General features: G+C 62.4%; 19 protein-coding genes. 4 read left to right on the forward strand and 15 right to left on the reverse strand.

Features of this window, described 5'->3' with window-relative positions:
- Window positions 1–86 precede the first annotated feature (86 nt).
- Window positions 87–1,523, forward strand: a complete 1,437-nt coding sequence (locus ACZ6WW_RS17790; RefSeq protein ID WP_465275374.1) for an amino acid permease — start codon at window positions 87–89, stop codon at window positions 1,521–1,523.
- Window positions 1,524–2,856: 1,333 nt separating this feature from the next.
- Here the strand turns inward: ACZ6WW_RS17790 and rnhB are convergent.
- From rnhB to rpsB, 15 genes are all read right to left on the reverse strand, one after another.
- A complete protein-coding gene (gene rnhB, locus ACZ6WW_RS17795) occupies window positions 2,857–3,501 on the reverse strand; it encodes a ribonuclease HII (RefSeq protein WP_465275375.1) in 645 nt (214 codons plus the stop codon).
- A gap of 32 nt (window positions 3,502–3,533) precedes the next feature.
- The gene (gene lpxB / locus ACZ6WW_RS17800; RefSeq protein ID WP_465275376.1) at window positions 3,534–4,751 is read right to left on the reverse strand and encodes a lipid-A-disaccharide synthase; all 1,218 of its coding nucleotides are present in this window, start codon (window positions 4,749–4,751) and stop codon (window positions 3,534–3,536) included.
- Between the two features lie 10 nt (window positions 4,752–4,761).
- Window positions 4,762–5,535 carry an acyl-ACP--UDP-N-acetylglucosamine O-acyltransferase gene (lpxA, locus tag ACZ6WW_RS17805; protein ID WP_281849807.1) on the reverse strand — a complete coding sequence of 258 codons (774 nt, stop codon included), beginning with the start codon at window positions 5,533–5,535 and terminating at the stop codon, window positions 4,762–4,764.
- Window positions 5,532–6,005, reverse strand: a complete 474-nt coding sequence (gene fabZ, locus ACZ6WW_RS17810; RefSeq protein ID WP_281849805.1) for a 3-hydroxyacyl-ACP dehydratase FabZ — start codon at window positions 6,003–6,005, stop codon at window positions 5,532–5,534. The genes lpxA and fabZ overlap by 4 nt, the downstream gene beginning before the upstream one ends.
- A complete protein-coding gene (lpxD, locus tag ACZ6WW_RS17815) occupies window positions 5,998–7,026 on the reverse strand; it encodes a UDP-3-O-(3-hydroxymyristoyl)glucosamine N-acyltransferase (RefSeq protein WP_465275377.1) in 1,029 nt (342 codons plus the stop codon). The genes fabZ and lpxD overlap by 8 nt, the downstream gene beginning before the upstream one ends.
- A gap of 140 nt (window positions 7,027–7,166) precedes the next feature.
- Complete coding sequence (locus tag ACZ6WW_RS17820) at window positions 7,167–8,033, reverse strand: hypothetical protein (protein ID WP_465275378.1); 867 nt, start codon at window positions 8,031–8,033, stop codon at window positions 7,167–7,169.
- A 131-nt stretch (window positions 8,034–8,164) separates the two neighbouring features.
- On the reverse strand, window positions 8,165–10,612 hold the full coding sequence (gene bamA, locus ACZ6WW_RS17825; RefSeq protein WP_465275379.1) for an outer membrane protein assembly factor BamA: 2,448 nt from the start codon (window positions 10,610–10,612) through the stop codon (window positions 8,165–8,167).
- A 222-nt stretch (window positions 10,613–10,834) separates the two neighbouring features.
- Window positions 10,835–12,184 (reverse strand): RIP metalloprotease RseP, encoded by a 1,350-nt coding sequence (gene rseP / locus ACZ6WW_RS17830; protein ID WP_465275380.1) that lies wholly within the window; start codon window positions 12,182–12,184, stop codon window positions 10,835–10,837.
- A 34-nt stretch (window positions 12,185–12,218) separates the two neighbouring features.
- The gene (locus ACZ6WW_RS17835; protein ID WP_465275381.1) at window positions 12,219–13,409 is read right to left on the reverse strand and encodes a 1-deoxy-D-xylulose-5-phosphate reductoisomerase; all 1,191 of its coding nucleotides are present in this window, start codon (window positions 13,407–13,409) and stop codon (window positions 12,219–12,221) included.
- Complete coding sequence (locus ACZ6WW_RS17840; protein ID WP_465275382.1) at window positions 13,406–14,224, reverse strand: phosphatidate cytidylyltransferase; 819 nt, start codon at window positions 14,222–14,224, stop codon at window positions 13,406–13,408. Before ACZ6WW_RS17840 ends, ACZ6WW_RS17835 begins: the two co-directional genes overlap by 4 nt.
- Before the next feature lie 10 nt (window positions 14,225–14,234).
- A complete protein-coding gene (gene uppS, locus ACZ6WW_RS17845) occupies window positions 14,235–14,972 on the reverse strand; it encodes a polyprenyl diphosphate synthase (RefSeq protein WP_465275383.1) in 738 nt (245 codons plus the stop codon).
- A 165-nt stretch (window positions 14,973–15,137) separates the two neighbouring features.
- Window positions 15,138–15,695 carry a ribosome recycling factor gene (gene frr / locus ACZ6WW_RS17850; RefSeq protein ID WP_281849797.1) on the reverse strand — a complete coding sequence of 186 codons (558 nt, stop codon included), beginning with the start codon at window positions 15,693–15,695 and terminating at the stop codon, window positions 15,138–15,140.
- A 230-nt stretch (window positions 15,696–15,925) separates the two neighbouring features.
- On the reverse strand, window positions 15,926–16,642 hold the full coding sequence (gene pyrH, locus ACZ6WW_RS17855; RefSeq protein ID WP_465275384.1) for a UMP kinase: 717 nt from the start codon (window positions 16,640–16,642) through the stop codon (window positions 15,926–15,928).
- Window positions 16,643–16,833: 191 nt separating this feature from the next.
- Window positions 16,834–17,715: a translation elongation factor Ts gene (tsf, locus tag ACZ6WW_RS17860; protein ID WP_465275385.1), complete on the reverse strand. Its 882-nt coding sequence runs from the start codon at window positions 17,713–17,715 to the stop codon at window positions 16,834–16,836.
- Between the two features lie 55 nt (window positions 17,716–17,770).
- Window positions 17,771–18,655 (reverse strand): 30S ribosomal protein S2, encoded by an 885-nt coding sequence (rpsB, locus tag ACZ6WW_RS17865; protein ID WP_281849794.1) that lies wholly within the window; start codon window positions 18,653–18,655, stop codon window positions 17,771–17,773.
- Between the two features lie 331 nt (window positions 18,656–18,986).
- On the opposite strand from rpsB, the gene map reads away from it, so the two are divergent.
- The 3 genes from map (at window position 18,987) to dapD (ending at window position 23,483) form a co-directional block, all read left to right on the forward strand.
- Complete coding sequence (gene map / locus ACZ6WW_RS17870) at window positions 18,987–19,751, forward strand: type I methionyl aminopeptidase (RefSeq protein WP_281849793.1); 765 nt, start codon at window positions 18,987–18,989, stop codon at window positions 19,749–19,751.
- A 169-nt stretch (window positions 19,752–19,920) separates the two neighbouring features.
- Window positions 19,921–22,554: a [protein-PII] uridylyltransferase gene (gene glnD / locus ACZ6WW_RS17875; protein ID WP_465275386.1), complete on the forward strand. Its 2,634-nt coding sequence runs from the start codon at window positions 19,921–19,923 to the stop codon at window positions 22,552–22,554.
- Window positions 22,551–23,483 (forward strand): 2,3,4,5-tetrahydropyridine-2,6-dicarboxylate N-succinyltransferase, encoded by a 933-nt coding sequence (gene dapD / locus ACZ6WW_RS17880; protein WP_465275524.1) that lies wholly within the window; start codon window positions 22,551–22,553, stop codon window positions 23,481–23,483. Before glnD ends, dapD begins: the two co-directional genes overlap by 4 nt.
- Window positions 23,484–23,488: the final 5 nt, after the last annotated feature.

A 23,488-nucleotide genomic window follows, 5' to 3' on the forward strand; every position in this document is an offset into this window, starting at 1 on the left:
CTTTGCAAACGGGTTGTCAGCGCTGCCCCCGGCTGGCATGGTTCAGGGTTAAACCTCGTTGTTTACGAAATAGGAAAGGAACGCGGATGTCCCTGGTACGCTCACTTTTTGCGGTCAAGCCGGTCGAGGCCTCGCTTTCGAGCGATAACGCGCTGCGCCGCACCCTGGGGCTTACCCAGTTGGTCATGTTGGGCGTCGGTGCGGTAATCGGTGCGGGCATCTTCGTGATTACCGGCCAGGCCGCCGCCGAGCACGCCGGGCCGGCCTTGACCCTGTCCTTCGTGCTGGCCGGCCTCGCCGCTGCGCTGGCGGCCCTGAGCTACGCCGAGTTCGCCGCCATGCTGCCCGTCTCCGGGAGCGCCTACGTTTACGCCTATGCCACCTTCGGTGAGCTGCTGGCCTGGTTCATCGGCTGGAACGTGGTGGCGGAGTACCTGCTGGCGGTTTCGTCGGTGGCGGTCGGCTGGTCCGGCTACGCAGTGGGTTTGCTCAAGAGCATCGGCATCCACGTGCCGGGTGTGCTGGCCGACGCGCCGGTGAGCTTCAAGGACGGCCACCTGCAATGGACCGGTGCCTGGCTCAACCTGCCGGCGCTGCTGATCGTGGCCGCGCTCACCTTGCTGCTCTATCGCGGTACGCGTCAGTCGACCTGGTTTGCCAGTGTGGTGGTGGTGCTCAAGGTGCTGGTGGTGCTGTTGTTCGTGTTGTTCGGCGTGCAATACATCGATCCGTCCCTCTGGCATCCGTTCGTGCCGGCAAACCAGGGCGGCGATCACTATGGCTGGTCAGGCGTATTCCGCGCGGCCACCAGTGTGTTCTTCGCCTATATCGGGTTCGATGCGGTGGCGACGGCGGCGCAGGAAACCCGTAACCCGCAATTCAATGTGCCGGCGGGGATTTTGATTTCGTTGTCCATCTGCACGGTGCTTTACATCATCGTCGCTGCAGTACTGACCGGTTTGGTGCCCTATGCGCAGTTGGGTACGGCCGAGCCGGTAGCCACCGCGCTGGCGGCGCATCCCGCGTTGGGATGGCTGAAGATCGTCACGCAGATCGGCGCGGTTGCTGGTCTTACCTCGGTCATCCTGGTCATGCATCTGGGACTATCGCGCATTCTCTACACGATGGCCGGCGATGGTCTGTTGCCACGCTTCTTCAATGCGGTGCACAGCGAACATCAGACACCGCACCGCACCACTTTGCTGGTGGGTGTGATCGGTGGCGTGTTGGCGGCGATCTTTCCGCTCAACCTGCTGGGTGACTTGCTTTCGATGGGCACGTTGTTGGCGTTCTCCACGGTGTGCATTGGCGTGTTGATTCTGCGTCGCACGCATCCGCATCTGAAGCGAGGGTTTCGAGTGCCGGCGGCGCCTGTCGTGTGTGTGCTTGGTGTGGTGGTTTGTCTGTTTTTGTTGGCGCAGATGAATCTGGCCAATTGGTTGTTGCTGGCGGGGTGGACGGCGGTGGGTATGCTGATTTATGTGTTTTATGGGTATCGGCATAGTCGGTTGCGGAAGGGGTGAGTTGCCGCTTTTCAGGTTTTCCTTGCGCCACGCTCTCGTCATCCCCGCGTAGGCGGGGAACCAGTGGCTTCGGTGTTGGGTTATCGCTTGAGTGTGCATCGCTCTGGCCTGGCGTTCGTGCGAGAAAGTCGCCTGCGGCGTGTTTCGCCGACCTACCGGTCGCCGAGTTACTTTCTTTGCTTGTCCAAAGAAAGATAACCAAAGAAAGGACACCCCGCGTCCGCCGCCGCTGCGCGACCGTGAGGCTTGGCCGGGCTTTTCGACAGGACGTCCCTGTCCTGTCGAAAAGGACTCGGCGTCCCTGCCGAGTCCCCCTTCGGGGCCTGATCGTCCAAGCCTCACTCGGCTCCCGAGGGGGCCCGAAGAGCTGACCGCTCGCTGCGCATCGCTTGCCAAGAGCACAGATCGACCTCCAACCTCGCTCTAATCTCCCCTATTCGTCATTCCGGCGCAGGCCGGAATCCATGCCTCAGCGTTTCCGCTTGCGACACGTTGCCTAACGAGCGAGAGCCTGAGGAGTAGATTCCGGCCTGCGCCGGAATGACGAGAGGGGTAGGCGAGAGTGAAGGAACACCTTAAGTCCTCACCTCCAGGACGCCTCGCGCACAGATTCGGCGCACCTCAGAAGCGCCAGAAGTGTCCCCATTCGGTTCGAGTAGGCGGTCCGAAGGGTTTTATCTCTCAATGCTGCTCAGAGCTCTTGATCCACAGGCCATTTCTCTTGGGTTACTTTCTCTTTGGGCCAGCAAAGAGAAAGTGACTCGGACGCCGGCAGGCGTTCGAAACGCCCGCTGCGTAAGCGGCCCGGTCGCCCGAACACACAGGCAAGAACCAAGCACAGCCGAAACCGGCTTCCAGCGGCCTTCGCCGGAATGACGAAGTAGGACGGGCTGCACACGCAAAATCCCAACGCACCCTCACCCAATCCGAAACCTCTGATACTCCGCCCTCAAATCAAGATAATGCTCCAGATGCTCGACCGCCAACGGCCGACGATCGTAATCGGTATGAACAAGCGGCAAGCCAGGTTCGGCAACTTGCGGAACGGGATCTTGCTCGGAGGCAGCGGGCGCCTGAGGCAGTTGGTCGGGCGTCATGGCAGAACTCCTGCGTCATGTGAACGCGTTGGATGCCAGATAAAGTCGACAGCGCATCGACGCTGCCGCAGGAGCGTCCTTGCCTTGAAAGCGGTGGGACGTCTTTGCGTCCACTTACATCCGATGCGCCGAGGTGGGAAAAGGTTGCATGCATCGGTCTGTGTGAGCGGATCATACGGCGATGCCACGCGCATTACCCGGGCCGAAGGGCAGGGGGCGGTTGGTGCGGTTGATGCTTAAAGCGTGGCGAACAAGTCGTTCGTCAGCATGGGCTCGGGTTCGAGCAGCATGCGTACAGGAGCGAAGCTGCGGCGATGGTGTTCGCAGGGGCCCAGGCGGGTCAGGGCATCGAGATGTTCGGGCACGCTGTAGCCCTTGTGCCGCGCGAAACCGTAGCCGGGGAAAAGCGCATCGAGCGCGACCATGTGACGGTCGCGGCTGACCTTGGCCAGGATCGACGCTGCGCTGATCGCGGGCTCCGTGGCGTCGCCACCGACGACTGCTTGTGCCGGGCAGGGCAACTGCCTGGGCAGGCGATTGCCATCGATCAGCGCATAGCCAGGGGGCGTGGCCAGGCCGAGCAGCGAGCGCGTCATGCCCTGCATCGTCGCCTGGAAAATATTGATGCGGTCGATTTCCTCCCGCTCCACGAAGACCACACTCCATGCGATGGCCCGCTCGATGATCCGGTCATAGAGCTTTTCGCGGGTCGCCTCGTTGAGTTGCTTGGAATCGTTCAAACCACGGATGGGTTTGCTTGCATCGAGAATGACGGCAGCCACCACCACCGGTCCTGCCAGTGGTCCGCGACCGGCCTCGTCCACGCCGGCGACGAGCAGCGAAGGATCGAGTTCGGCAGTGACGCGGCGTTTGCGGGGCATGGCGCTATGGTGTGTTCCGCCGACGGCCGGGGTCAACCCGCCGCGGTCGCGGCCGGTGCTTCGAGCAGTTCGGCAATCGCATCGGCGGCATGATCGGCGGCTTCGCCTTCAAGCTGGCCGCGCAATTGCTGATGCAGGAATTCAAAGGCGGCCACGACATGGCCGCGACGCTCGCTGTCCTGCATGAGAGCCAGCGTGGCTGAGGCGAGATTCGCGGCCGTGCAATCGTCCTGCATCAGTTCGGGTACGAGCAGGTCGTTGCCCAGGCCACAGGCGCGCGCCAGGATATTGGGCAAGGCATAGACGTCGGTCTTGAGCATGTTCAAGGCGCGGGCGATGCGATAGCTGGTCGGCGACACGCGATAGCCGACGACCATCGGGCGCTTGGAAAGCATCGCTTCAAGCGTTGCGGTCCCGGAAGCGAGCAACACCACATCGGCCGCAAGCATGGCCTCATGAGCCTTGCCATCGAGTAGCAAGGGCGCACTCTCTGAGTCGTCCCAACTGCCCAGCAATGTCTGCAGTTGTTCGTGCACGCGCGGATTGGCTGCCGGAATGATGATGCGCAACCCCGGCATCGCCTGGGCGACGCGCTTGGCGGCATCCAGGAAGATCGTGCCCAGACGGGCGAGTTCCGACGGGCGGCTGCCGGGCAGTACGGCCAGCACGGGGACGTTCTGTGGCACGTTCAGTACGTCGCGCGCACCGACGCGATCGGACACGAGTGCAAAACGGTCGGCCAACGGATGGCCGACAAAGCGCGCATCGATACCGTGCTTCGCATAGATCGGCGGTTCCATCGGGAACAGGCAAAGCACCCGGTCGGCGCTACGGCCGATCTTCTCCGCACGCTTTTCGCGCCAGGCCCAGACCGACGGGCTCACATAGTGCACGGTACGCAATCCCGCCTGCTTGAGCCGTTGCTCGACGCCGAGATTGAAATCCGGCGCGTCGATGCCGACCACCACATCCGGTCGTTCCGCCAACAAACGCGCGACCAGGGCTTTTCTCAGCTTGAGCAGTCGCGGCAGATGCCGCACGACTTCGGCAAAACCCATCACCGACAGTTCGCGAATGTCGTACCAGGACTCGAAGCCCTGGAGCTGCATGCGCGCGCCGCCGATGCCGACGAAGCGCGCATCGGGGTAACGCTTGCGCAGCGCCGAGATCAGATCGGCACCGAGCTGATCGCCGGAATCCTCACCGGCGATCAGTGCGATCAGGGGAGCCTGGCGCGCGTTTGTGGACATCGGGCCAGGCTCAGCGCGCGACCGCGCGTTCGCTGCGTTCGAGGAACTCCAGCATGGCGCGCACGTCGTCGCTCTCGGTAGCTAGCGACAGCAGTTGTTCGCGCGCATCGGACAGCGTCAGGCCCGCCATGTACAAGGTGCGATAGGCGCGCTTGATCGCGGCGATGCGGTTGGAGTCGAAACCGCGGCGCTTGAGGCCCTCGCTGTTGATGCCGCGCGGACGTCCGCGCTGCTCGTTCGCCATCATGACGAAAGGCGGTACATCCGAGCCGACCAGGCAGCCCATGCCGATAAACGCATGCGCACCGACCTTGCAGAACTGATGCACGCCGGAGAAGCCGGACATGATCACCCAGTCGCCGATTTCCACATGGCCGGCGAGGGCGGAATAATTGGAGAACACGGTGTTGTTGCCGATCTGGCAGTCGTGCGCGACGTGCACGTAGGCAAGCAGCCAGTTGTCGTTGCCGATGCGCGTGACGCTGCCGCCTTCACCGGTGCCGCGGTTGATCGTCACGAATTCGCGAATCAGGTTGCGGTCGCCGATCACCAGCTCCGTGCGCTCACCGGCGAATTTCTTGTCCTGCGGCGGGCCGCCCAGCGAGGCGAACTGACTGATGCGATTGTCGCGACCGATGCGCGTCGGGCCTTCGATCACCACATGCGGGCCGATCGTCGTGCCTTCGCCGATTTGCACGTCGGCGCCGATCACACTGTAGGCACCAATGGTGACATTGGCGCCGATAGTTGCGGATGGATCGATCTGCGCGGTCGGATGGATCATTTTTCGGACCTCGCCGCGCACATCAGTTCGCAGCTCGCCACTTCCTTGCCGTCCACCGTTGCCTTGGCTTCGAAGATGCCCATGCTGCGCAACAGACGCTTGAGCGTCACTTCCATGCGCAGCTGATCGCCGGGCGCGACGATTGCGCTGAAGCGCGCGTTGTCGACCTTGGCCAGGTAGAACAGCGGGCTGCCGGTATTGCCCTTCAGGCGACTGCTGATCTGCGTCAGCAGCCCGGCGGTCTGCGCCATGGCCTCGACGATCAGCACGCCCGGCATCACCGGGTGGCCCGGGAAATGGCCCTGGAAGAACGGCTCGTTGATGGTGACGTTCTTGAGCGCGACGATGCTCTTGTCCGGCACCAGTTCGGTCACCCGATCGACAAGCAGGAACGGATAGCGATGCGGCAGCAGCTGTTGGATCTGCTCGACGTTGACCGGCAGGTGGAAGGGCACGGTTTTCTCAGTCATTGTTACTGTCCTTCTCCAGCGCCGACAATCGACGCGCATACTCATCCAAATGCTTGAAACGGGCTGCGTTGCGGCGCCACAGGCGGTTTTCCTGCAACGGCACGCCCGACGAATATTCGCCAGGCTCGCGAATCGAATGCGTGACCAGGCTTTTGGCGGTAATGGTAACCCGGTCGGCCAGCTCCAGATGCCCCAGCACGCCGGCGTTGCCGCCGATCATGCAATAACGGCCGATTTTCGCACTACCGGCCACCGCGGCGCAGCCGGCCATGGCCGAATGCGCACCGATATGAACGTTGTGGGCGATCTGAATCTGGTTGTCCAGCCGCACGTCTTCCTCGAGCACGGTGTCTTCCAGCGCGCCGCGGTCGATGGTGGTATTCGCGCCGATTTCACAATCGTCGCCGATCCGTACGCCACCTAGCTGGGGCAGCTTGATCCAGTGGTCGCGATCGAAGGCGAGGCCGAAGCCGTCCGAACCGATCACTGCGCCCGGATGCACGATCACGCGCTTGCCCAGCGTAACGCGCGTTACCAGCGTCACCCGTGCCACCAGCCGCGACTGCGCCCCAACGACGCAACCGGCGCCGACGATGCAATGCGGGCCAAGAATGGCGCCGTCTTCGATGACCGCGCCGCTCTCCACGACACAACAGGGGCCCACGCTGGCCGTCGGCGCCACGCGTGCGCCTGGATCGACCACAGCGCTGGGATGAATCCCGGCAGGGGAGGCGGGCTGTTGCTCGAACAGTGAAGCGATCTTGGCGTAGGCGACATACGGGTCGCGCGCAACCAGGGCCGCAGTGGGGCAGTCGGCAAGGTTCTCCTCACGCAGCACGACCACGCCGGCACCGGTGGCGGCCAGTTGTGCGCCGTATTTGCTATTGGACAGAAAACTCAGCTGACTGGGACTTGCGCCTGCCAGCGTGCCCACGCCGTCGATCACGCGTGTGCCATCGCCATGAAACGGCAGTTCGAACCGTTCGGCGATCTCGGCGATGGTGAATTGGGCTGCGCTCATCGGCTCACTCCAAAGAATGCCTCCATTCTAAAGGCAGCGGCCCCAAAATGATGATTTGTGGATTCAGCCGTGCCGAGGGTTCGCTCAGTACGACTGTTCGCTGAAGAGTGAAAGGCCGCGCGAGGCGGCCTTTTTGTGCTTTACCAATGCATTTTGACTATCGGAAGAATAAAGGGGCCGCAGCTTCCGGGTGGGCCAAAGCAGGAGGGACCATCACCGCCACTGCCCGGAGTAGGATCGCCTTTGGGTGTTCGCCAAATATCTACTGGGGCGTACATCCCAAGATTTCCATCGGCTGATAGAACCATGTATGTACCATGGCGATCAATTTGCGAGGCTTTAAAGCCATATGTATAGCTTGTGATCTGATTTTGCCAAATCATGCCTCGTGCCGGGTCCCACAAATTCAGCACCGTGTCGATGTTGGCAATGGTGGCGCCAAGGCCGGTTGTGCCGCTGTTCCATATGGGAGTGCTGTTCCTATAAAGGACCATGTTCCCATCTGTCTGGAATGTAAGGTCATAAATTCCATTTGATTGTAAGTAGGGTCGTCCCTTTTCAAAGGAAAATCCTGCCGAGAAGAACAGCGGCTGAATTCCGGCTGGCGCGTTGCCGTCGCCAGTTGCGGATTGCCATACCGGGATCGCTGTTTCGACGCGACCAAAGCCTAGATTGTCAACAAAGAAATGATAGTCCTGACCTTGAGTGGCGGTCTGCCATTTGGCGTTGTTGTTAGCATCGTAAAGAACGAAGTTACCGTCTGCCTGCATACTGGCCCTGACGGCACCAAGTCCTGTTGTATTTGTTGACCAGATTGCAAGCCCGTCATTGCGATAGATGACGAAATTTCCGTCTGCTTGCATGACGGCGGAATATTTTTGATTCGCAGAGGTTACAGACTGCCCGGCATATAGCGTCTGGCCCGGGGCTAGCTCTGTGGCTTTCAGCATGTTACTTGCGATGGAAAAAGTTAGAGCAAAAAAGAACAACGACTTCAGTCGAATCATGGAGATTCCTTCTCGGAAAGCCTGCATTTTGCAGGCGGCTTACGCTGGCGCAATATTTTTCGATGCTCCAGTTGGGCAAGAAAAAAGCGCGAACTAGTCGCGCTTTTTTCGATCCGGCAAATTCAGTTGGATTAGAACTGGCTGCCGAAGGTGAACTGGATGCGTTCTTCGTAATGCTTGTCTTCATCCTTCGCCCGGAACGGAATGGCGAAGTTGATGATCAGCGGGCCGATCGGTGCCTGCCACTGCAGCGACAGACCCGTCGAGGCACGCAAATCCGCGGCGCTGAAGGTGCTGTAGCTCGAATAGACGTTACCGACGTCGACGAACCAGGACACGCGTGCGGTGTTGACGTCCTTGAGGAACGGCAGCGGCAGGTAGACCTGCGCCGTGCCCAGTACCTTGAACGCGCCACCGATCGGCTGGGCGAAGGTGTAGAGGCTGCCGGTACAGGTGCCGTCCGCGTTCGGCTTGATCGCGACGCCCGGCGTGCTCGGTACACAGAGCTTCGGACCCAGGGTGTTGTCCTGGAAGCCGCGCACGTCACGCACACCACCGGAGAAGTAGTTTTCCCAGAAGGGGAAGGTCACTGGCTGGCCAGCCTTATAGGTAGCGCCGCCGTCGTTGTCGAACGTCTGGTTGCCGTAGGTGTCGCCGTAGCCGACCTGGCCGTCCAGGTACAGCACGAAGCCGCGACCGATCGGCCAATAGTGGTTGGCTTCCAGGTCGATCTTGTAGAACTGCACGGTCGAGCCGGGCAGCGCGATGTTGGTGTTGACCGACATCAAGCCGCCGCGCGTCGGCGCCCAGTAACCGTTGCGGGTGTCGTGGGTCCAGCCCAACTGACCAGTCCACGAGTGGATCGTGCGATGACCCAGCGCGTTCTGGTAGTCGATCAGTTCCTGCGGCGAGAACTGCGTGGTGACGATCTGGCCGGTGGTCGGGTCGATCTGGTCGACCTGCAGGTTGATCTTGTTGCTGTTCAAGCCGAGGCCGGCACGGATGTTGTCCGTTTCGGTGATCGGGAAGTTCAGGAACGTGGTGAACGACTTCTGGCTCGTGGTGTAGTTGACGAAGTCGTTGTTGGTATCGCCGTAGTCGGTACGCGTGAACGCGGCCGTATAACCGATACCGATGTTGTTATCGGTCAGGTACGGGTTGTAGTAGCTCGCGCTGATGCTGGTGGAGAAGTCGCTGCGCTGCGCACCGACGGTGAAGCTGTCACCGGTGCCCAGGAAGTTGTTCTGCGACACCGACGCCGACAGGATGATGCCGGAGAACTGCGAATAGCCCACGCCGAACATCAGGCTGCCGGCAGACTGTTCTTCGACCTTGTAGGTGAGATCGACCTGGTCTTCGGTGCCGGGCACCAGCGCCTTGTCGACGTCGACCTTCTTGAAGTAACCCAGGCGCTGCATACGGATCTTCGAACGATCGATTGCCGGCTGCGAGTACCAGCTGCCTTCGAGCTGGCGCAGTTCGCGGCGCATCACATCGTCTTCCGTACGGGTGTTGCCCTGGAAAATGACGCGGCGCACGTAAACGCGCTTGCCCGGCTCGATGTAGAAGGTGAGGTCGACGGTGCGATTGTCCTTGTCCAGCTTCGGCACCGGCGTCACCTTGGCGAACGCATAACCGATGCTGGCCAGGATGCCCTTGATCGCGTCGGAGCTCGACTCGATCGCCTTGCGGTTAAAGGTTTCGTCCTTGTGCACGAAGATCAGCTGGCGCAGCGTGTCTTCGGGCAGGATCAGCTGGCCGAGCAGGTGGATGTCGGAGATCTTGTAGATCTCGCCTTCCTTGATGCTGGCGCTGATGTACATCGCGCGTTTGTCCGGCGCGATCGCTACCTGGGTGGAATCGACGCCGAAGTCGGCGTAGCCGCGGTCCATGTAGTAGGACTGCAGCTTCTCGAGATCGCCGCTGAGCTTTTCACGCGAGTACTGGTCGTCCTTGGAGTACCAGGACAGCCAGTTGGAGGTGTCCGACTCGAAGGTCTTGCGGATCGCCTTGTCGGTGAACGCGGTGTTGCCGACGATGTTGATCGCCTTGATCTTGGCCGCCTTGCCTTCGCGGATTTCGATATCCACCGAAACGCGGTTGCGGTCGAGGTAGGTCACGTGCGGTTCGACCGACACGTTGTACTTGCCGCGGTTGTAGTACTGGCGAATCAGTTCCTGCTGCACGCGGTCCAGCGACAGGCGGTCGAAGGTCTCGCCTTCGGACAGGCCGATCTCCTTCAGGCCCTTGCGCAGGTCGTCTTCCTTGATGTCCTTGTTGCCGCGCAGGGTCAGCTTGGCGATCGAGGGGCGTTCGACCACCTTGATCACCAGGATGTCGCCCTGGCGGTCGATTTCCACGTCGCTGAAGAACTTGGTCTGGTACAACGCGCGAATGGCACGCTGCGCGCCATCGGTGGTCACCCGGTCGCCCTTGTTGATCGGGAGATAGTTGAACACGGTGCCGGGCGTAATACGGCTAAGCCCGTCGATACGGATATCGGAGACGACGAACGGCTCGAAAGCGAGCGCATTGGCAGAGAGTGTGGCAAGCAGGATCAGAGCGGCGATACGCTTCATCGTCGATTCCGTTAGGTTATTCCGACGAGGCAGGCTTTGGGCCCACCCCGCTCATTTTCTTATGAAGCGAGGGATTCCCCTTGCCCCTGATTGTTGCCGTGCCCATGACAGGCCCGGCATAAGACATCTCAACGCATCGCACCGTCTTCAAGACGACGCATTGCTTCGCCGCGCAGCTCGTATGCCCCAGGCGTTCCCCGGCGCTGGCCCAAGCTGCTTGCGTCACGAAGGCAATATGATGCGGTGAATGTCGTTGTAGAACGCCAGTCCCATCATGGTAAGCAACAGCGCAAGGCCGACATATTGTCCGGCCATCATCACTCGTTCGCTCACGGGGCTGCCTTTGACCAACTCAATAAGGTAATACAGCAGGTGGCCCCCGTCCAAGACGGGGATAGGCAGCAGGTTGAGAATCGCCAGGCTCAGCGACACCAGTCCCAGGAATTCCAGGAAGCGGGTCAGGCCCAGACTGGCCGATGCATTGGCGACCTGGGCAATGCCCACGACGCCGGAAAGGTTCTTGGTCGACGCCTGGCCGGTGACCAGTTTGCCGATCATGTTGAAGGTCGTGGCAGCGCGATCCCAGGTGCTTTTCAGCGATTCGCTGAAGGCGCGGACGGGGCCAAAGTGCTGCATCACCGTCTCGCGCGATGCACCCTCGATACCGATGATCCAGTTCTGCGGCTGGCCCTGCTGCGATTCGTAGCGTGCGGTCACGGTCAGCGGAATCTGCTGGCCGGCGCGTTCGACCACGATCGCCAGTTGCGGCGACTTGGCGGCAACCTGATGCAGCAGCTTGGTGAAGGCGATCCAGTCGGCGACGGGTGTGCCATTGAGGCTGACGATGCGATCGCCGCTCTGCATGCCTGCGGCGGCGGCCGGCAGGCCGGCGTTGACCTTGTCGACCACGGCGGGCGGAGAAGCCGGTTCCAGACCCAGTTTGTCGAGGTACTGGCCCAGATCCTGGCCAGCCGGCAATTGGTTCAGCGGCAGGGTAATCGTGCGCTGCGTGCCGTCCGGATCGCGCAAGGTCAGCGGCAGCGGCGTACGGCCGAGCATGCCATTGGCAACAGCTTCCATGGCATCGCTGTACGTCTGAACCTGCTTGCCGTCGACCGCAAGGACACGATCGCCATTGCGGATGCCCGCTTCGGCAGCCATGGTCTGCGGGGCGGCAGTAACCACCGGCGCGATGTCCGGCTTGCCCAGCATGAACATCACCCAGAAGGCGACGATGGTGAAAATCAGGTTGAAGCCGGGGCCCGCCGCGACGATCGCGATGCGCTTCCACACCGACTTGCCGGTGAATTCCTGGTCGAGCAGTGCGGGGTCGACGTCACCCTCGCGCGCATCGAGCATCTTGACGTAGCCGCCGAGCGGAATCGCGGCGATCTGGTACTCGGTACCGTCCTTGCCGATACGTTTCCAGATGGCGGTGCCGAAGCCGACCGAGAAGCGCAACACCTTGACGCCACAGCGGCGCGCGACCCAGTAGTGGCCGAACTCGTGAAAAGTCACCAGCACGCCAAGCGTGACCAGCAACCAGAATATCGAGCCAAAGAAAGGATTCATCAAAGAGAACGTGTCCGCGGGGAGTCCAAGCTTATCAGCAAGCGCTGCAGAGCACCCGTCGAGCAGCCTCCCTGGCCAACCGGTCTCGCTCGACAAGCATCTGGACATCGACCACGGGAGCGGGCGGCAGTTCCGTAAGTACGCTTTCGACGACGTCGGCAATCGACAGGAACGAGAGGCTTCCGGCCAGGAAGGCCTCTACCGCAACCTCGTTGGCTGCGTTAAGCAGGGCCGGTGCGTCGCCGCCAGCGCGCAGCGCCTGGTAAGCCAGGGCCAGGCAGCGGAAGGTGGTCAGGTCGGGCGCCTCGAAGGCCAGGGCGCCGCTGGCGGCCAGATCCAGCGTGGAGACCCCGGCATCGACCCGTTCCGGCCAGGCGAGCGCGTGCGCGATGGCCGTGCGCATGTCCGGGTTGCCCAATTGGGCCAGTACCGAACCGTCGACATACTCGACCAGGGAATGAACCAGGCTCTGCGGGTGCACCAGCACCTCGATTCGGTCGACCGGGGCGCCAAAGAGATGGTGCGCCTCGATGACCTCCAGCCCTTTGTTCATCAAAGTGGCCGAATCGACCGAAATCTTGCGGCCCATCACCCATTTGGGGTGTTTGCAGGCCTGGTCGGGCGTGACACCGGCCAGTTCGGCGCGGCTGCGACCGCGGAACGGGCCGCCGGAGGCGGTCAGGATCAGGCGGCGTACGCCGCTGGCGTCCAGATCAGGTCGGCCGCCGGGCAGGCATTGGAAAATAGCGTTGTGTTCCGAGTCGACCGGGATCAGCTCGCCACCGCCTTCGGCCAGGGCCTGCAGCAGCAGCTGGCCGGCCATCACGATCGATTCCTTGTTCGCCAGCAGCAGGCGCTTGCCGGCGCGCGCAGCCGCGAGGGTGGAGTCCAGCCCGGCGGCGCCGACGATGGCTGCCACGACCGTGTCGCACAGTGCGCTTGCAGCGGCAACGGTCAAGGCGTCATGGCCGCTGGCGACCTCGCACTTCACTCCGGCGGTACGCAGTCGCTGCGCTAGCTGGGCTTCCAGCGCGCTGTCGGCGATGACCGCCAGTTCGGGACGGTGGGTGACACATAGCGAGACGAGGGCGTCGACGTTGCGCTGTGCGGTCAGCACGGTGGCGCGAAAGCGCTCGGGATGGCGGGCGATCACATCCAGCGTGCTGCCACCGATCGAACCGGTGGCGCCGAGGATGGCGACCTTGCGAGGAGCCGCGCCGGTCATAGGCCGAGCAGCAGCTTGCCCGCCGCAAAGACGGGCAGGGCCGCAAAGACGCTATCCATGCGATCGAGCAGGCCACCATGGCCGGGAAAGAGGTTGCCGGAGTCTTTCACGGCGGCGTGGCGCTTCATCAGGCTTTCCAGCAGATCGCCCACGATGGAGGCGACCACGGTAAAAACGGACAACACGATCAGGCCGGCCAGCTTCAGGTCGGTCACGCCGAGCAGCCAGCCGCCGAAGCCGGCGACCAGGGCGCCGGCGACAAAGGCGCCGTAGACACCTGCCCAGGTCTTGCCGGGGCTGATCGTCGGGGCGAGCTTGCGCTTGCCGAATAGTCGTCCGCTGAAATAGGCGCCGATATCCGCCGCCCAGACGATCGCCAGAGCCAGCAACGTCCACCAGTGGCCGTGCGGCGGCTGGCCATGAATCTGCATGCCGGCGACCCAGGCGGGGAAGATCACCAGTGCGCCGGCCCCCAGCTTGAGCAGCTGGTTTTCGCGCGTGGGCGCGGCAGCGAAGGCGAAATGGCGCAGCCACTGGCAGGTGGCGATCCACCACAGCACGCCGAGCACGATCACCCAGGGCCACAGACCGCTATTGCGCAGCGACCAGAGGCCGAAAAAGATCACCGTCGATGCCACCAGCAGGCTCGCGCGCAAGCCTTCGTTGGTGACGCCGGCCAGCCGGGTCCATTCCCAGATGGCCGCCAGGAAAGCAATCGCTACCAGCGGCGCAAAGATTTCCGTCGAGGGCCATAGCACCAGCAGCAACGCCAGAGGGAAAAGCAGCAGGGCCGTCATTACTCGCTGAAGCAGCATGGTGTCCTCGTCAGCCCTGGGCGACCTGGTCGCCGGTGCGGCCGAAACGGCGTTCGCGGCGGGCGTAATCATCGATCGCGTTTTGCAGACTGACTTGATCGAAGTCGGGCCACAAGGTTTCAGTGAAATACAGCTCGGCATAGGCCAGCTGCCACAACAGGAAATTGCTGACGCGGAACTCGCCGCCGGTACGGATGAACAGATCCAGCGGCGGCAGGTCGGCCAGGCACATCCAGTGGCCGAGCAAGGCTTCGTCGATATCGTCCGGACGGATCTCGCCGCGCGCGATCGCCTCACCGGCCTTGCGTGCTGCCTGCACGATGTCCCAGCGGCCACCGTAATTCACCGCGATGTTCAATTGAAGCCGCGCATTGGCCGCCGTGCGCGACATGGCCGCGTTCATGCGCTGACGCAAGCCGGCTTCGAAGGCGCTCAGATCGCCGACGAAGCGCACACGCACCTGCTGTTCGTGCAGTTCGTCGACTTCTTTGTCGAGCGCACGCACGAACAGTTCCATCAAGGCACCGACTTCGTCTTCCGGCCGTTTCCAGTTTTCGCTCGAGAACGCGAACAGCGTCAGCGCCTGAACGCCCTGGCGAATGCAGCCTTCGATCACTTCGCGCACGGCTTTGCGGCCCGCGTTGTGGCCGAAGGTGCGTGGACGATGGCGCGCTTTCGCCCAACGGCCATTGCCATCCATGACGATGGCAATGTGGCGCGGGACGGTGCTGGGCTTGGAATCAGTCATGGATGTGCAAGGGCGAAACCGTGCTGCCTTCTTCTCAGTGAGCGAGGCCGCTTTGAGCGGATGAAGGGCGGGTGTGCGCCTTGACGCGACGTTGATGCACTTCCCGATGTGTCGATTATGCATCGATAGCCGCCCGGCTCCCCTGGGCGGGCGGTATCGATGGCTTCAGACGGCCATCAGCTCATCTTCTTTGCGCTTCACGACGTCGTCGACTTCCTTGACGAAACGATCGGTCAGCTTCTGGATATCGTCCTCGGCGCGACGCTCGTCGTCCTCGGTGATGGTCTTTTCCTTCAACAGATCCTTGACCTGCTGCATTGCATCACGACGCACGTTGCGGATCGCGATCTTCGCGTTCTCGCCTTCGTGCGAGACGTGCTTGGCCAGTTCCTTGCGGCGCTCTTCGGTGAGCGGCGGCATGTTCAGGCGGATCACGGTGCCGGCGGTGTTCGGCGTGATACCGATGTCCGAGGCAAGGATGGCCTTTTCGATGGAGGCGACGTGGCTCTTGTCGAACGGCGTGATGATGATGGAGCGAGAGTCGCCCAGGCTCACCGAAGCGACCTGGTTGAGCGGCATTTCCGAGCCATAGGCCGAAATGCGGATGTTGTCGACCAGCGACGTGCTGGCGCGTCCGGTACGCAGACGGGTCAGATCGTGCTTGAGCGAGTCGATGCTCTTGCCCATGCGGGTCTGGGCATCGTTCTTGATGTCGTTGAGCATGGGTATCACCCTGGAAACGTGCAAGCCGATGAGTATAGCAGGGGAGTTAAGGGTGAGGAATTTCGCCGAAATCTCTTCTTTGGAACGACTTCAAGCGATCCAAACAACCTCAGTTTTAATCGTCGCCCCGGCGAAGGCCGGGGCCCAGTGTCTTCAGCACGTTGGAGCCTAAGGCGCTGGATCCCGGCCTTCGCCGGGACGACGGATAGGAAAAGTTTTCGAGATTCCGATCAGTCGACCAAGGTGCCGATCGCCTCGCCCTTCATGATCCGCATCAGGCTGCCTGGCACGGTCATGTCGTAGATGCGCAACGGCATCTTGTGGTCGCGGCACAAGGCGATGGCTGCGGTGTCCATCACAGCGAGTTTGCGTTCGATTACCTGGTCGTAGTCGAGGTGTTCGTAACGCGTTGCATCGGCATGGCGGGCCGGGTCGGCCGAGTAGACGCCGTCGACCTTGGTGGCCTTGAGCAGTAGCTGTGCACCCACTTCCACTGCACGCAGCGCTGCGGCAGAGTCGGTGGTGAAAAACGGGTTGCCGGTGCCGGCTGCGAACAGCACGATGCGCCCCTTTTCGATATGGCGAATGGCGCGGCGGCGGATGAAGTCCTCGGCCACGTCGTGAATCTGGATCGCACTCATCACGCGTGCGAAACCGCCGCGCCTTTCGATCGCATCCTGCATCGCAAGGGCATTCATCACCGTGGCGAGCATGCCCATGTGATCGCCTGTCACACGGTCCATGCCAGCGGCTGCGAGGCCGGCGCCGCGGAAAATATTACCGCCGCCGATCACTACGCCGATCTGGATACCGGCACGCTGGATCTCGATGATTTCGTCGGCAAGGCGGCCAATCACTTTGGGGTCGATGCCGTAGTCGGCCTCACCCATCAAAGCTTCGCCGGAGAGTTTGAGCAGGATGCGTTGGTACTTAAGCTGTTCGCTCATGGGGTCTCCGAATTGTGTGGGGCAAAACGGCCGTATTGTAATGGACTGTGTGCTAGGCGGCGAGAGCTTTCGGAGGGTTGGGTCGTTTCTCGCTCCTCACTCCTCTTCACTCACGCCTTTATTTTGCGGGCACAAAAAAAGCCGTGGTTTCCCACGGCTCTTTAATGTCCAGAAGTGAGGCGGCGCGGCCCTTAGACCTGCATCGCCTTGGCCACTTCGGCCAGGTAGTCTTCCTGGATCTTCTCGACGCCTTCGCCGACGGCCAGACGGACGACGCTGATCACATCGGCGCCTTCCTTCTTCAGCGCGTCACCGACGGTGACATTGGTGTCCAGCACGTACGGCTGGCCGACCAGGGTCACTTCCGAGACGATCTTGTTGATCTTGCCGGCGATGATCTTTTCGAGGATTTCGGCCGGCTTGGCCTTGTCCTTGTCGGTCATCTGGCTCAGCGCGATCTCTTTTTCCTTCGCGACGAAGTCGGCCGGGACGTCTTCAGGCTTGATGTGCGGCGGGTTCATGGCGGCCACGTGCATGGCGATGCCCTTGGCCAGCTCTTCCGAGCCGCCCTTGAGCGCCACGATCACGCCGATCTTGCCGCCGTGCGAATAGACGGCCAACGGGCCATCGTTCGACACCTGGGCAACGCGGCGCACGTCGATCTTCTCGCCGATGGTCGCGGTCTGGGCCTTGGCGGCCTCTTCGACCGTGCCGCCGTCAGCGTGCGGGGCAGCCTTGAGCGCTTCCACGTTGGAGGCGTTCGCCTTCAGCGCGTCCTGGGCGATCTTGTCGGTGAACTCGATGAAGTTCGGCGCCTTGGCGACGAAATCGGTCTCGCTGTTGATCTCGACCAGGACGGCATGGCCGTTGCCCTGGGCGACCGAGATGCGACCTTCGGCAGCAACGCGATCAGCCTTCTTGTCGGCCTTGGCCAGACCGGTCTTGCGCAGCAGCTCGGCAGCCGCGTCGATGTCACCGTTGGTCTCGGTCAGGGCCTTCTTGCAGTCCATCATGCCGGCGCCCGAGCGCTCGCGCAGCTCGCTGACCAGTTTTGCGGTAATGGGGGTGCTCATCTGCAATCCTCAGAATCTTGGAAACGCCCCGGCCGAAACCGGGGCGGGTAAAAACTTACTCGGCGTCCGTCGACGACTCGTCGCTGCCGCGACGGCCACCACGGCCACCGTCACGACGCGGCGCGCCAGCGCCCTTCTTGGCCGGGCCACGGTTGTCGCGACGCGGCGGGGCGGCCTTGCGCTCTTCCTTGGCGACCGGGTTGCCTTCTTCGTCGAGCTCGACGAACTCGTTGGCATCGCCCTGGGCGGCGGACGGCGCAGCGGCCTTGCCTTCGAGGATCGAGTCGGCGGCAGCGTGGGCGTACAGCTGGATCGCGCGGATGGCGTCGTCGTTACCCGGGATGGCGTAGTCGACCAGTTCCGGGTTGTAGTTGGTGTCGACCACCGCGATGACCGGAATGCCGAGCTTCTTGGCTTCCTGCACGGCGATGTCTTCGTGGCCGATATCGATCACGAACAGCGCGTCGGGCAGACGGTTCATGTCCTTGATGCCGCCCAGCGAGTTTTCCAGCTTGTCGCGCTCACGACGACGGGCCAGCACTTCGTGCTTGACCAGCTTTTCGAAGCTGCCGTCGGTTTCAGCGGCTTCCAGCTCTTTCAGGCGGGCAACCGACTGCTTCACGGTGCGGAAGTTGGTCAGCATGCCGCCGAGCCAGCGGGCGGTCACGAACGGCATGCCGGCGCGGGTGGCTTCCTCGGCCAGCGCTTCGCGAGCGGAGCGCTTGGTGCCGACGAACAGCACGGTGCCGCGCTTCTGCGCAACGCCCGAGAGGAAGTTCATCGCGTCGGTGAAGAGGGGGAGGGTCTTTTCCAGATTGATGATGTGAATCTTGCCGCGGGCGCCAAAGATGTACGGGGCCATCTTCGGGTTCCAGTAGCGGGTCTGGTGACCGAAATGCACGCCAGCTTCGAGCATCTGGCGCATGGTGACTTGTGCCATGGGTGTAACTCCAAATTTTATGGGCCGGTTGGGCCCGGGGGTTGGGACCTCCACGTATCCCCGGCTTCGACCATGAACCCCCATAAGTGTGAGGAAGATTCATGGCACCCCGAAGACGGTGCCGATACGTGTGTGGCGTTTAGTTGTCCAATCAAGGACTTAAGGGATCGGCCGCAGGGCGGTTTACAATCCCAGACGCTTTGCGACGGAACGGTCTCGACGGTGGAAACCAGGAGATCGGGCCAGCAAAACTCCGAAATTGTAGCCGGTTAGCCGGCAGGGCGGCAAGCCACTGGTTTTTCAGGGCTGCCGTCGCCATTTGAGTGGAACCATGGCAGTTACCCTGAAAACACCTCAAGACATCGAAGCGATGCGCGTGGCCGGCCAACTGGCCGCCGAAGTGCTGGCGATGCTCAAAGAACACGTCAAGCCCGGTGTCACCACCGAGGACCTCGATCGCCTGGCCTACGAGCATATCGTCAACGTGCAGAAGGCGATTCCGGCGAACGTCGGTTACAACGGCTTTCCCAAGACCCTGTGCACGTCGGTCAATCATGTGATTTGCCACGGCATCCCCACGCCGACCAAGACGCTGAAGGACGGCGACATCATTAATCTGGATGTCACGGTCATCAAGGACGGCTGGCACGGCGATACCAGCCGCATGTACTTCGTCGGCACGCCGTCGGTGCTGGCCAAGCGGCTGGTCGATACCACCTATGAAGCGATGATGCGCGGTATCGAATCGGTGCGCCCGGGCGCCACCCTTGGCGATATCGGCCACGCGATTCAGAAGCATGCCGAGGCGGCGGGTTTCTCCGTGGTGCGCGAGTACTGCGGTCATGGCATCGGCAAGGTCTATCACGACGAGCCGCAGGTGCTCCATTACGGCAAGGCTGGCAATGGACTGACCCTGCAGAAGGGCATGACCTTTACGGTCGAGCCGATGGTCAACGCCGGCAAGCCGCAGACCAAGCAGTTGCCGGATGGCTGGACAGTGGTGACCAAGGATCATTCGCTGTCGGCGCAGTGGGAGCACACCATTGCGGTTACCGATGACGGGTTCGAGATATTGACGCCCTGGCCGGATGCCTGAGAGCGGTGAAGTCGGCCGCTAAGCGGCCTGTAAAGCCGCGCCTGCGGCGCTGAAAAGGGTGAAAGAGGGAAAGGCTGCAGTCTGAAAGGACTCTGCTTTTCCCCTTTACTCTTTTCAGCGCTGCAGGCGCGGCTTTACAGCAAGCGCAGCGAGCGGCTTTACTGTCCTCATGGTTGCCACTGTCCCACTCCCGCCGCTCCCCCGCCTCCCCATCGCCATTCCCCGCTCGGGCGTATCGAGCGAGGCGCGGCGTGCGTTGCGGCAATTGCTCGGCGATCTCGATCGCGCGCTTGCCACCGCGTTTCGCGATGGTGCCGATGCCACTGCGTTGGCGCGGCGGCGTGGCGAGTCGGTGCAGCGGATCGTCGTGCATGTGTGGAACGCCTGCCTGGGCGATGTGACCGAGGCGGCTCTGTTCGCCATCGGCGGTTTCGGCCGAGGCCTGTTGTTTCCCCATTCGGATGTCGATTTGCTGGCGCTGGTCGAACACGCCGATCCGCCGCGTCTGCGTGCACTGGAACAATGCTTCGCCACCTTGTGGGATGTGGGTCTGAAAGTCGGGCATGCGGTGCGCAATCCCGCGCAATGCAAAGAGCTGGCTGCGCAAGACCCCAGCGTCTTTACCAGCCTGCTCGATGCACGTCGTCTTGCCGGCGACCCAGCGTTGGAGGAACGCCTGCGCGCGATCGTCGACGATCCGCAACTGTGGCCGCCGCGCGCCTATCTTGATGCGCGCCTGGCCGAGCGCAATGCGCGGCATGCGCGTTTCAACGACACGGCCTACAACCTCGAACCGAATCTCAAGGACGGTCCGGGCGGCATGCGCACGCTCGACTCGCTGCGCTGGCTCGGCCGTCGACTGGCGCATGCGAACGATTTTCGCGACATGACCGCCGATGGCCTGCTCGACCCGGCCGAACAGGAGACGCTGGAGCAGGCCGAGGCGACGCTGCGTCGCTATCGCTGGGCCTTGCACCTGGAAGCCGGGCGGCCGGAAGAGCGCCTGTTGTTCGACTACCAGCGCCCCTTGGCGGAGCGGCTTGGGTTTCGCGACGAACATGCGAAGAACCTTGGCGTCGAGCAATTCATGCAGGGCTATTACCGCGCCGCGAGCCAGATCGATCGACTGGGCGCGCAAATGGTCGAGCGTTTCGAGGAGATGCTCGAAACGCCCAGCGAGCCGCAGCCGGTCGGCACGGATTTCGTACGCTACGGTGCACGTCTGGCGGTACGCGATCCGGATCAATTGCTCTATCGACCCGCCACGCTGGTCGAGCTGTTCATTGCGCGCGTAGAAGCGCCGGGTATCGTCGGCTTTACCGCCGACACGATGCGTCGACTGCACCAGGCGACGGCCGTACTCGAAGGCCGGCTTGCCGACGATCCGGCCGTGCTCGATGCCTTCCTGCGCCTGCTGCGCATGGGTGCGCCGGCAGTCGATGCCTTGTGGCGGATGAATCGCCACGGCTTGCTGGCGGCGATCCTGCCGGCGTTCGGGCGCGTATTCGGCCGCATGCAGTACGACCTGTTTCACGTCTACACCGTGGACGAGCACACCTTGCGCGTGCTGCATAACGTGGCGCGTTTTGCCGACCCCGCAGCCAGGGCGGATTTTCCGATCGCCTGCGAAATCTGGCCGACGCTGGAACAGCCCGAGCTGATGCTGTTGGCTGCCTTGTTCCACGATATTGCCAAGGGACGTGGCGGCGATCATTCGGTGCTGGGCGAAGAAGAGGCCCGAAGCTTCTGCGCCAAGCTCGGCCTGGCTTTCGAAGACGGCGAACAGGTCGCCTGGCTGGTGCGCTGGCACCTACTCATGAGTACGACCGCGCAGCGCCAGGACATCACCGATCCCGACGTCGTGCAGCGTTTTGCCGATCTCGTCGGCGACCGCAACAAGCTGGACCTGCTTTACCTGCTGACCATCGCCGACATCATCGGCACCAGTCCCAAGTTGTGGAACGGCTGGAAGGACCGCCTGCTCGCGGACCTCTATACGGCCACACGCTACGCACTACGCAGCGAAGAAGAGGTCTTCGGCGACGCGCCTACCCGGATGCGCGAATGTCGCGAGCGTGCCCTCGAGTTGCTGGAGACCGAGGGTTTTTCCAAGGCGGCTTGCGTGCGGACCTGGGCGGACTTTCCCGAGCTCAGTTTTCTACGTCACCGCCCGGAGCAGATTGCCTGGCAGACGGCGGCAATCCTGCGTGCCAACGGGGCGACCCCACTGGTCGAAGTCCATCCGCTTTCCGTCCGCGGCACCACCGAGCTGTTCGTTTACGTTCCCGACCGCGATGGCCTGTTTGCGGCGTTGACGGCGATGCTCGATCGCCTGCATTTCTCGGTGATGGAGGCGCGCATCCTCAGTTCGCACACCGGCATGGCACTCGACACGTTCCTGTTGCTCGACGCTGCGACCCAGCAGCCGGCCACTGAAATGCGCGCCGAGGAACTCAAACAGCGCATGCTGCGCGCGCTGGCACAGCCAGGACATACGCACCAGCCGTCCAAACGCAACATGTCCCGCCACCTGAAGCACTTTCAGTTCGCACCGAAAATCGCCTTCAACGTGACGGGAGATCGCACCCGCCTGTCGCTGGTGGGAACCGATCGTCCGGGTTTGCTGGCGGCGGTGGCGCAAGCGATGGCCGAGGCCGGCGTTCGCGTGCACGACGCACGTATCGCCACCTTCGGCGAGCGCGCGGAGGACTTCTTCCTGGTGACCAATCGCAACGACGAGCCGCTCAGCCTGCCGCAGCAGGATCAGCTCTTGCACAAGCTGCTCGAACGCATCAACCGATAGACTCAGTCGATCGGTCCGGCAGCCGGATTTTGCGCTGCCATGCAGCACAGCGCGGCGCATTCTCGCTACTATCTCCGCTGGTTTCTTTTAGGCTCCCTCTCATGCAAAGCATCGAATCCCTGATCGACGACGCCTTCGAACGTCGCAACGAGCTGGCCCAGGCCGAGGTCGAAACGCATCTGCGGCCGGCGGTGGAGCAGGTGATCGACTTGCTCGAATCGGGCGAGCGTCGCGTTGCCGAGCCGGACGGTAAAGGCGGCTGGACGGTAAACCAGTGGATCAAGAAGGCCGTGTTGCTGTACTTCCGCATCAATGGCAACCGCGTGGTCGACGGCGGCTCGGCGCAGGCGTTCGACAAGGTGCCGCTGCGCTTCGCGCACGGCAACGACGTGGAGCTGGAGACGCTTGGCGCACGTGTCGTACCGGGCGCGCTGGTGCGTCGTGGCGCTCATATCGCCAAGGACGCCGTGCTGATGCCCAGCTACGTCAATATCGGTGCCTATGTCGGTGCCGGCAGCATGGTCGACACCTGGGCAACGGTTGGCTCCTGCGCGCAGATCGGTGCGGGCGTGCACCTGTCCGGCGGCGTCGGCATTGGTGGTGTGCTCGAGCCGTTGCAGGCCAATCCGACCATCATCGAAGACAACTGCTTTATCGGTGCGCGTTCGGAGGTTGTCGAAGGCGTCGTGGTCGAGCGCGGCAGCGTGATCGGCATGGGCGTGTTCCTCGGGCAGTCCACGCGCATCTACAACCGCATGACCGGCGAAGTCAGCTATGGCCGTGTGCCGGCCGGCAGTGTCGTCGTTGCCGGCAGCCTGCCGGCCAAAGATGGCTCGCATAGCCTGTACGCCGCGATTATCGTCAAGCAGGTGGACGAGAAGACGCGCAGCAAGACCGGTATCAACGAACTACTGCGCAGCGCGGAGTAATCGCA

The sequence above is a fragment of the Dyella sp. NPDC103356 genome (assembly GCF_055584465.1).

Bases quoted from the DNA above. Each gene is read 5' to 3' on its own strand.
- ACZ6WW_RS17790 (WP_465275374.1), top strand. From the start codon at position 87: ATGTCCCTGGTACGCTCACTTTTTGCGGTCAAGCCGGTCGAGGCCTCG.
- rnhB (WP_465275375.1), bottom strand. From the start codon at position 3,501: ATGCCCCGCAAACGCCGCGTCACTGCCGAACTCGATCCTTCGCTGCTC.
- lpxB (WP_465275376.1), bottom strand. From the start codon at position 4,751: ATGTCCACAAACGCGCGCCAGGCTCCCCTGATCGCACTGATCGCCGGT.
- lpxA (WP_281849807.1), bottom strand. From the start codon at position 5,535: ATGATCCATCCGACCGCGCAGATCGATCCATCCGCAACTATCGGCGCC.
- fabZ (WP_281849805.1), bottom strand. From the start codon at position 6,005: ATGACTGAGAAAACCGTGCCCTTCCACCTGCCGGTCAACGTCGAGCAG.
- lpxD (WP_465275377.1), bottom strand. From the start codon at position 7,026: ATGAGCGCAGCCCAATTCACCATCGCCGAGATCGCCGAACGGTTCGAA.
- ACZ6WW_RS17820 (WP_465275378.1), bottom strand. From the start codon at position 8,033: ATGATTCGACTGAAGTCGTTGTTCTTTTTTGCTCTAACTTTTTCCATC.
- bamA (WP_465275379.1), bottom strand. From the start codon at position 10,612: ATGAAGCGTATCGCCGCTCTGATCCTGCTTGCCACACTCTCTGCCAAT.
- rseP (WP_465275380.1), bottom strand. From the start codon at position 12,184: ATGAATCCTTTCTTTGGCTCGATATTCTGGTTGCTGGTCACGCTTGGC.
- ACZ6WW_RS17835 (WP_465275381.1), bottom strand. From the start codon at position 13,409: ATGACCGGCGCGGCTCCTCGCAAGGTCGCCATCCTCGGCGCCACCGGT.
- ACZ6WW_RS17840 (WP_465275382.1), bottom strand. From the start codon at position 14,224: ATGCTGCTTCAGCGAGTAATGACGGCCCTGCTGCTTTTCCCTCTGGCG.
- uppS (WP_465275383.1), bottom strand. From the start codon at position 14,972: ATGACTGATTCCAAGCCCAGCACCGTCCCGCGCCACATTGCCATCGTC.
- frr (WP_281849797.1), bottom strand. From the start codon at position 15,695: ATGCTCAACGACATCAAGAACGATGCCCAGACCCGCATGGGCAAGAGC.
- pyrH (WP_465275384.1), bottom strand. From the start codon at position 16,642: ATGAGCGAACAGCTTAAGTACCAACGCATCCTGCTCAAACTCTCCGGC.
- tsf (WP_465275385.1), bottom strand. From the start codon at position 17,715: ATGAGCACCCCCATTACCGCAAAACTGGTCAGCGAGCTGCGCGAGCGC.
- rpsB (WP_281849794.1), bottom strand. From the start codon at position 18,655: ATGGCACAAGTCACCATGCGCCAGATGCTCGAAGCTGGCGTGCATTTC.
- map (WP_281849793.1), top strand. From the start codon at position 18,987: ATGGCAGTTACCCTGAAAACACCTCAAGACATCGAAGCGATGCGCGTG.
- glnD (WP_465275386.1), top strand. From the start codon at position 19,921: ATGGTTGCCACTGTCCCACTCCCGCCGCTCCCCCGCCTCCCCATCGCC.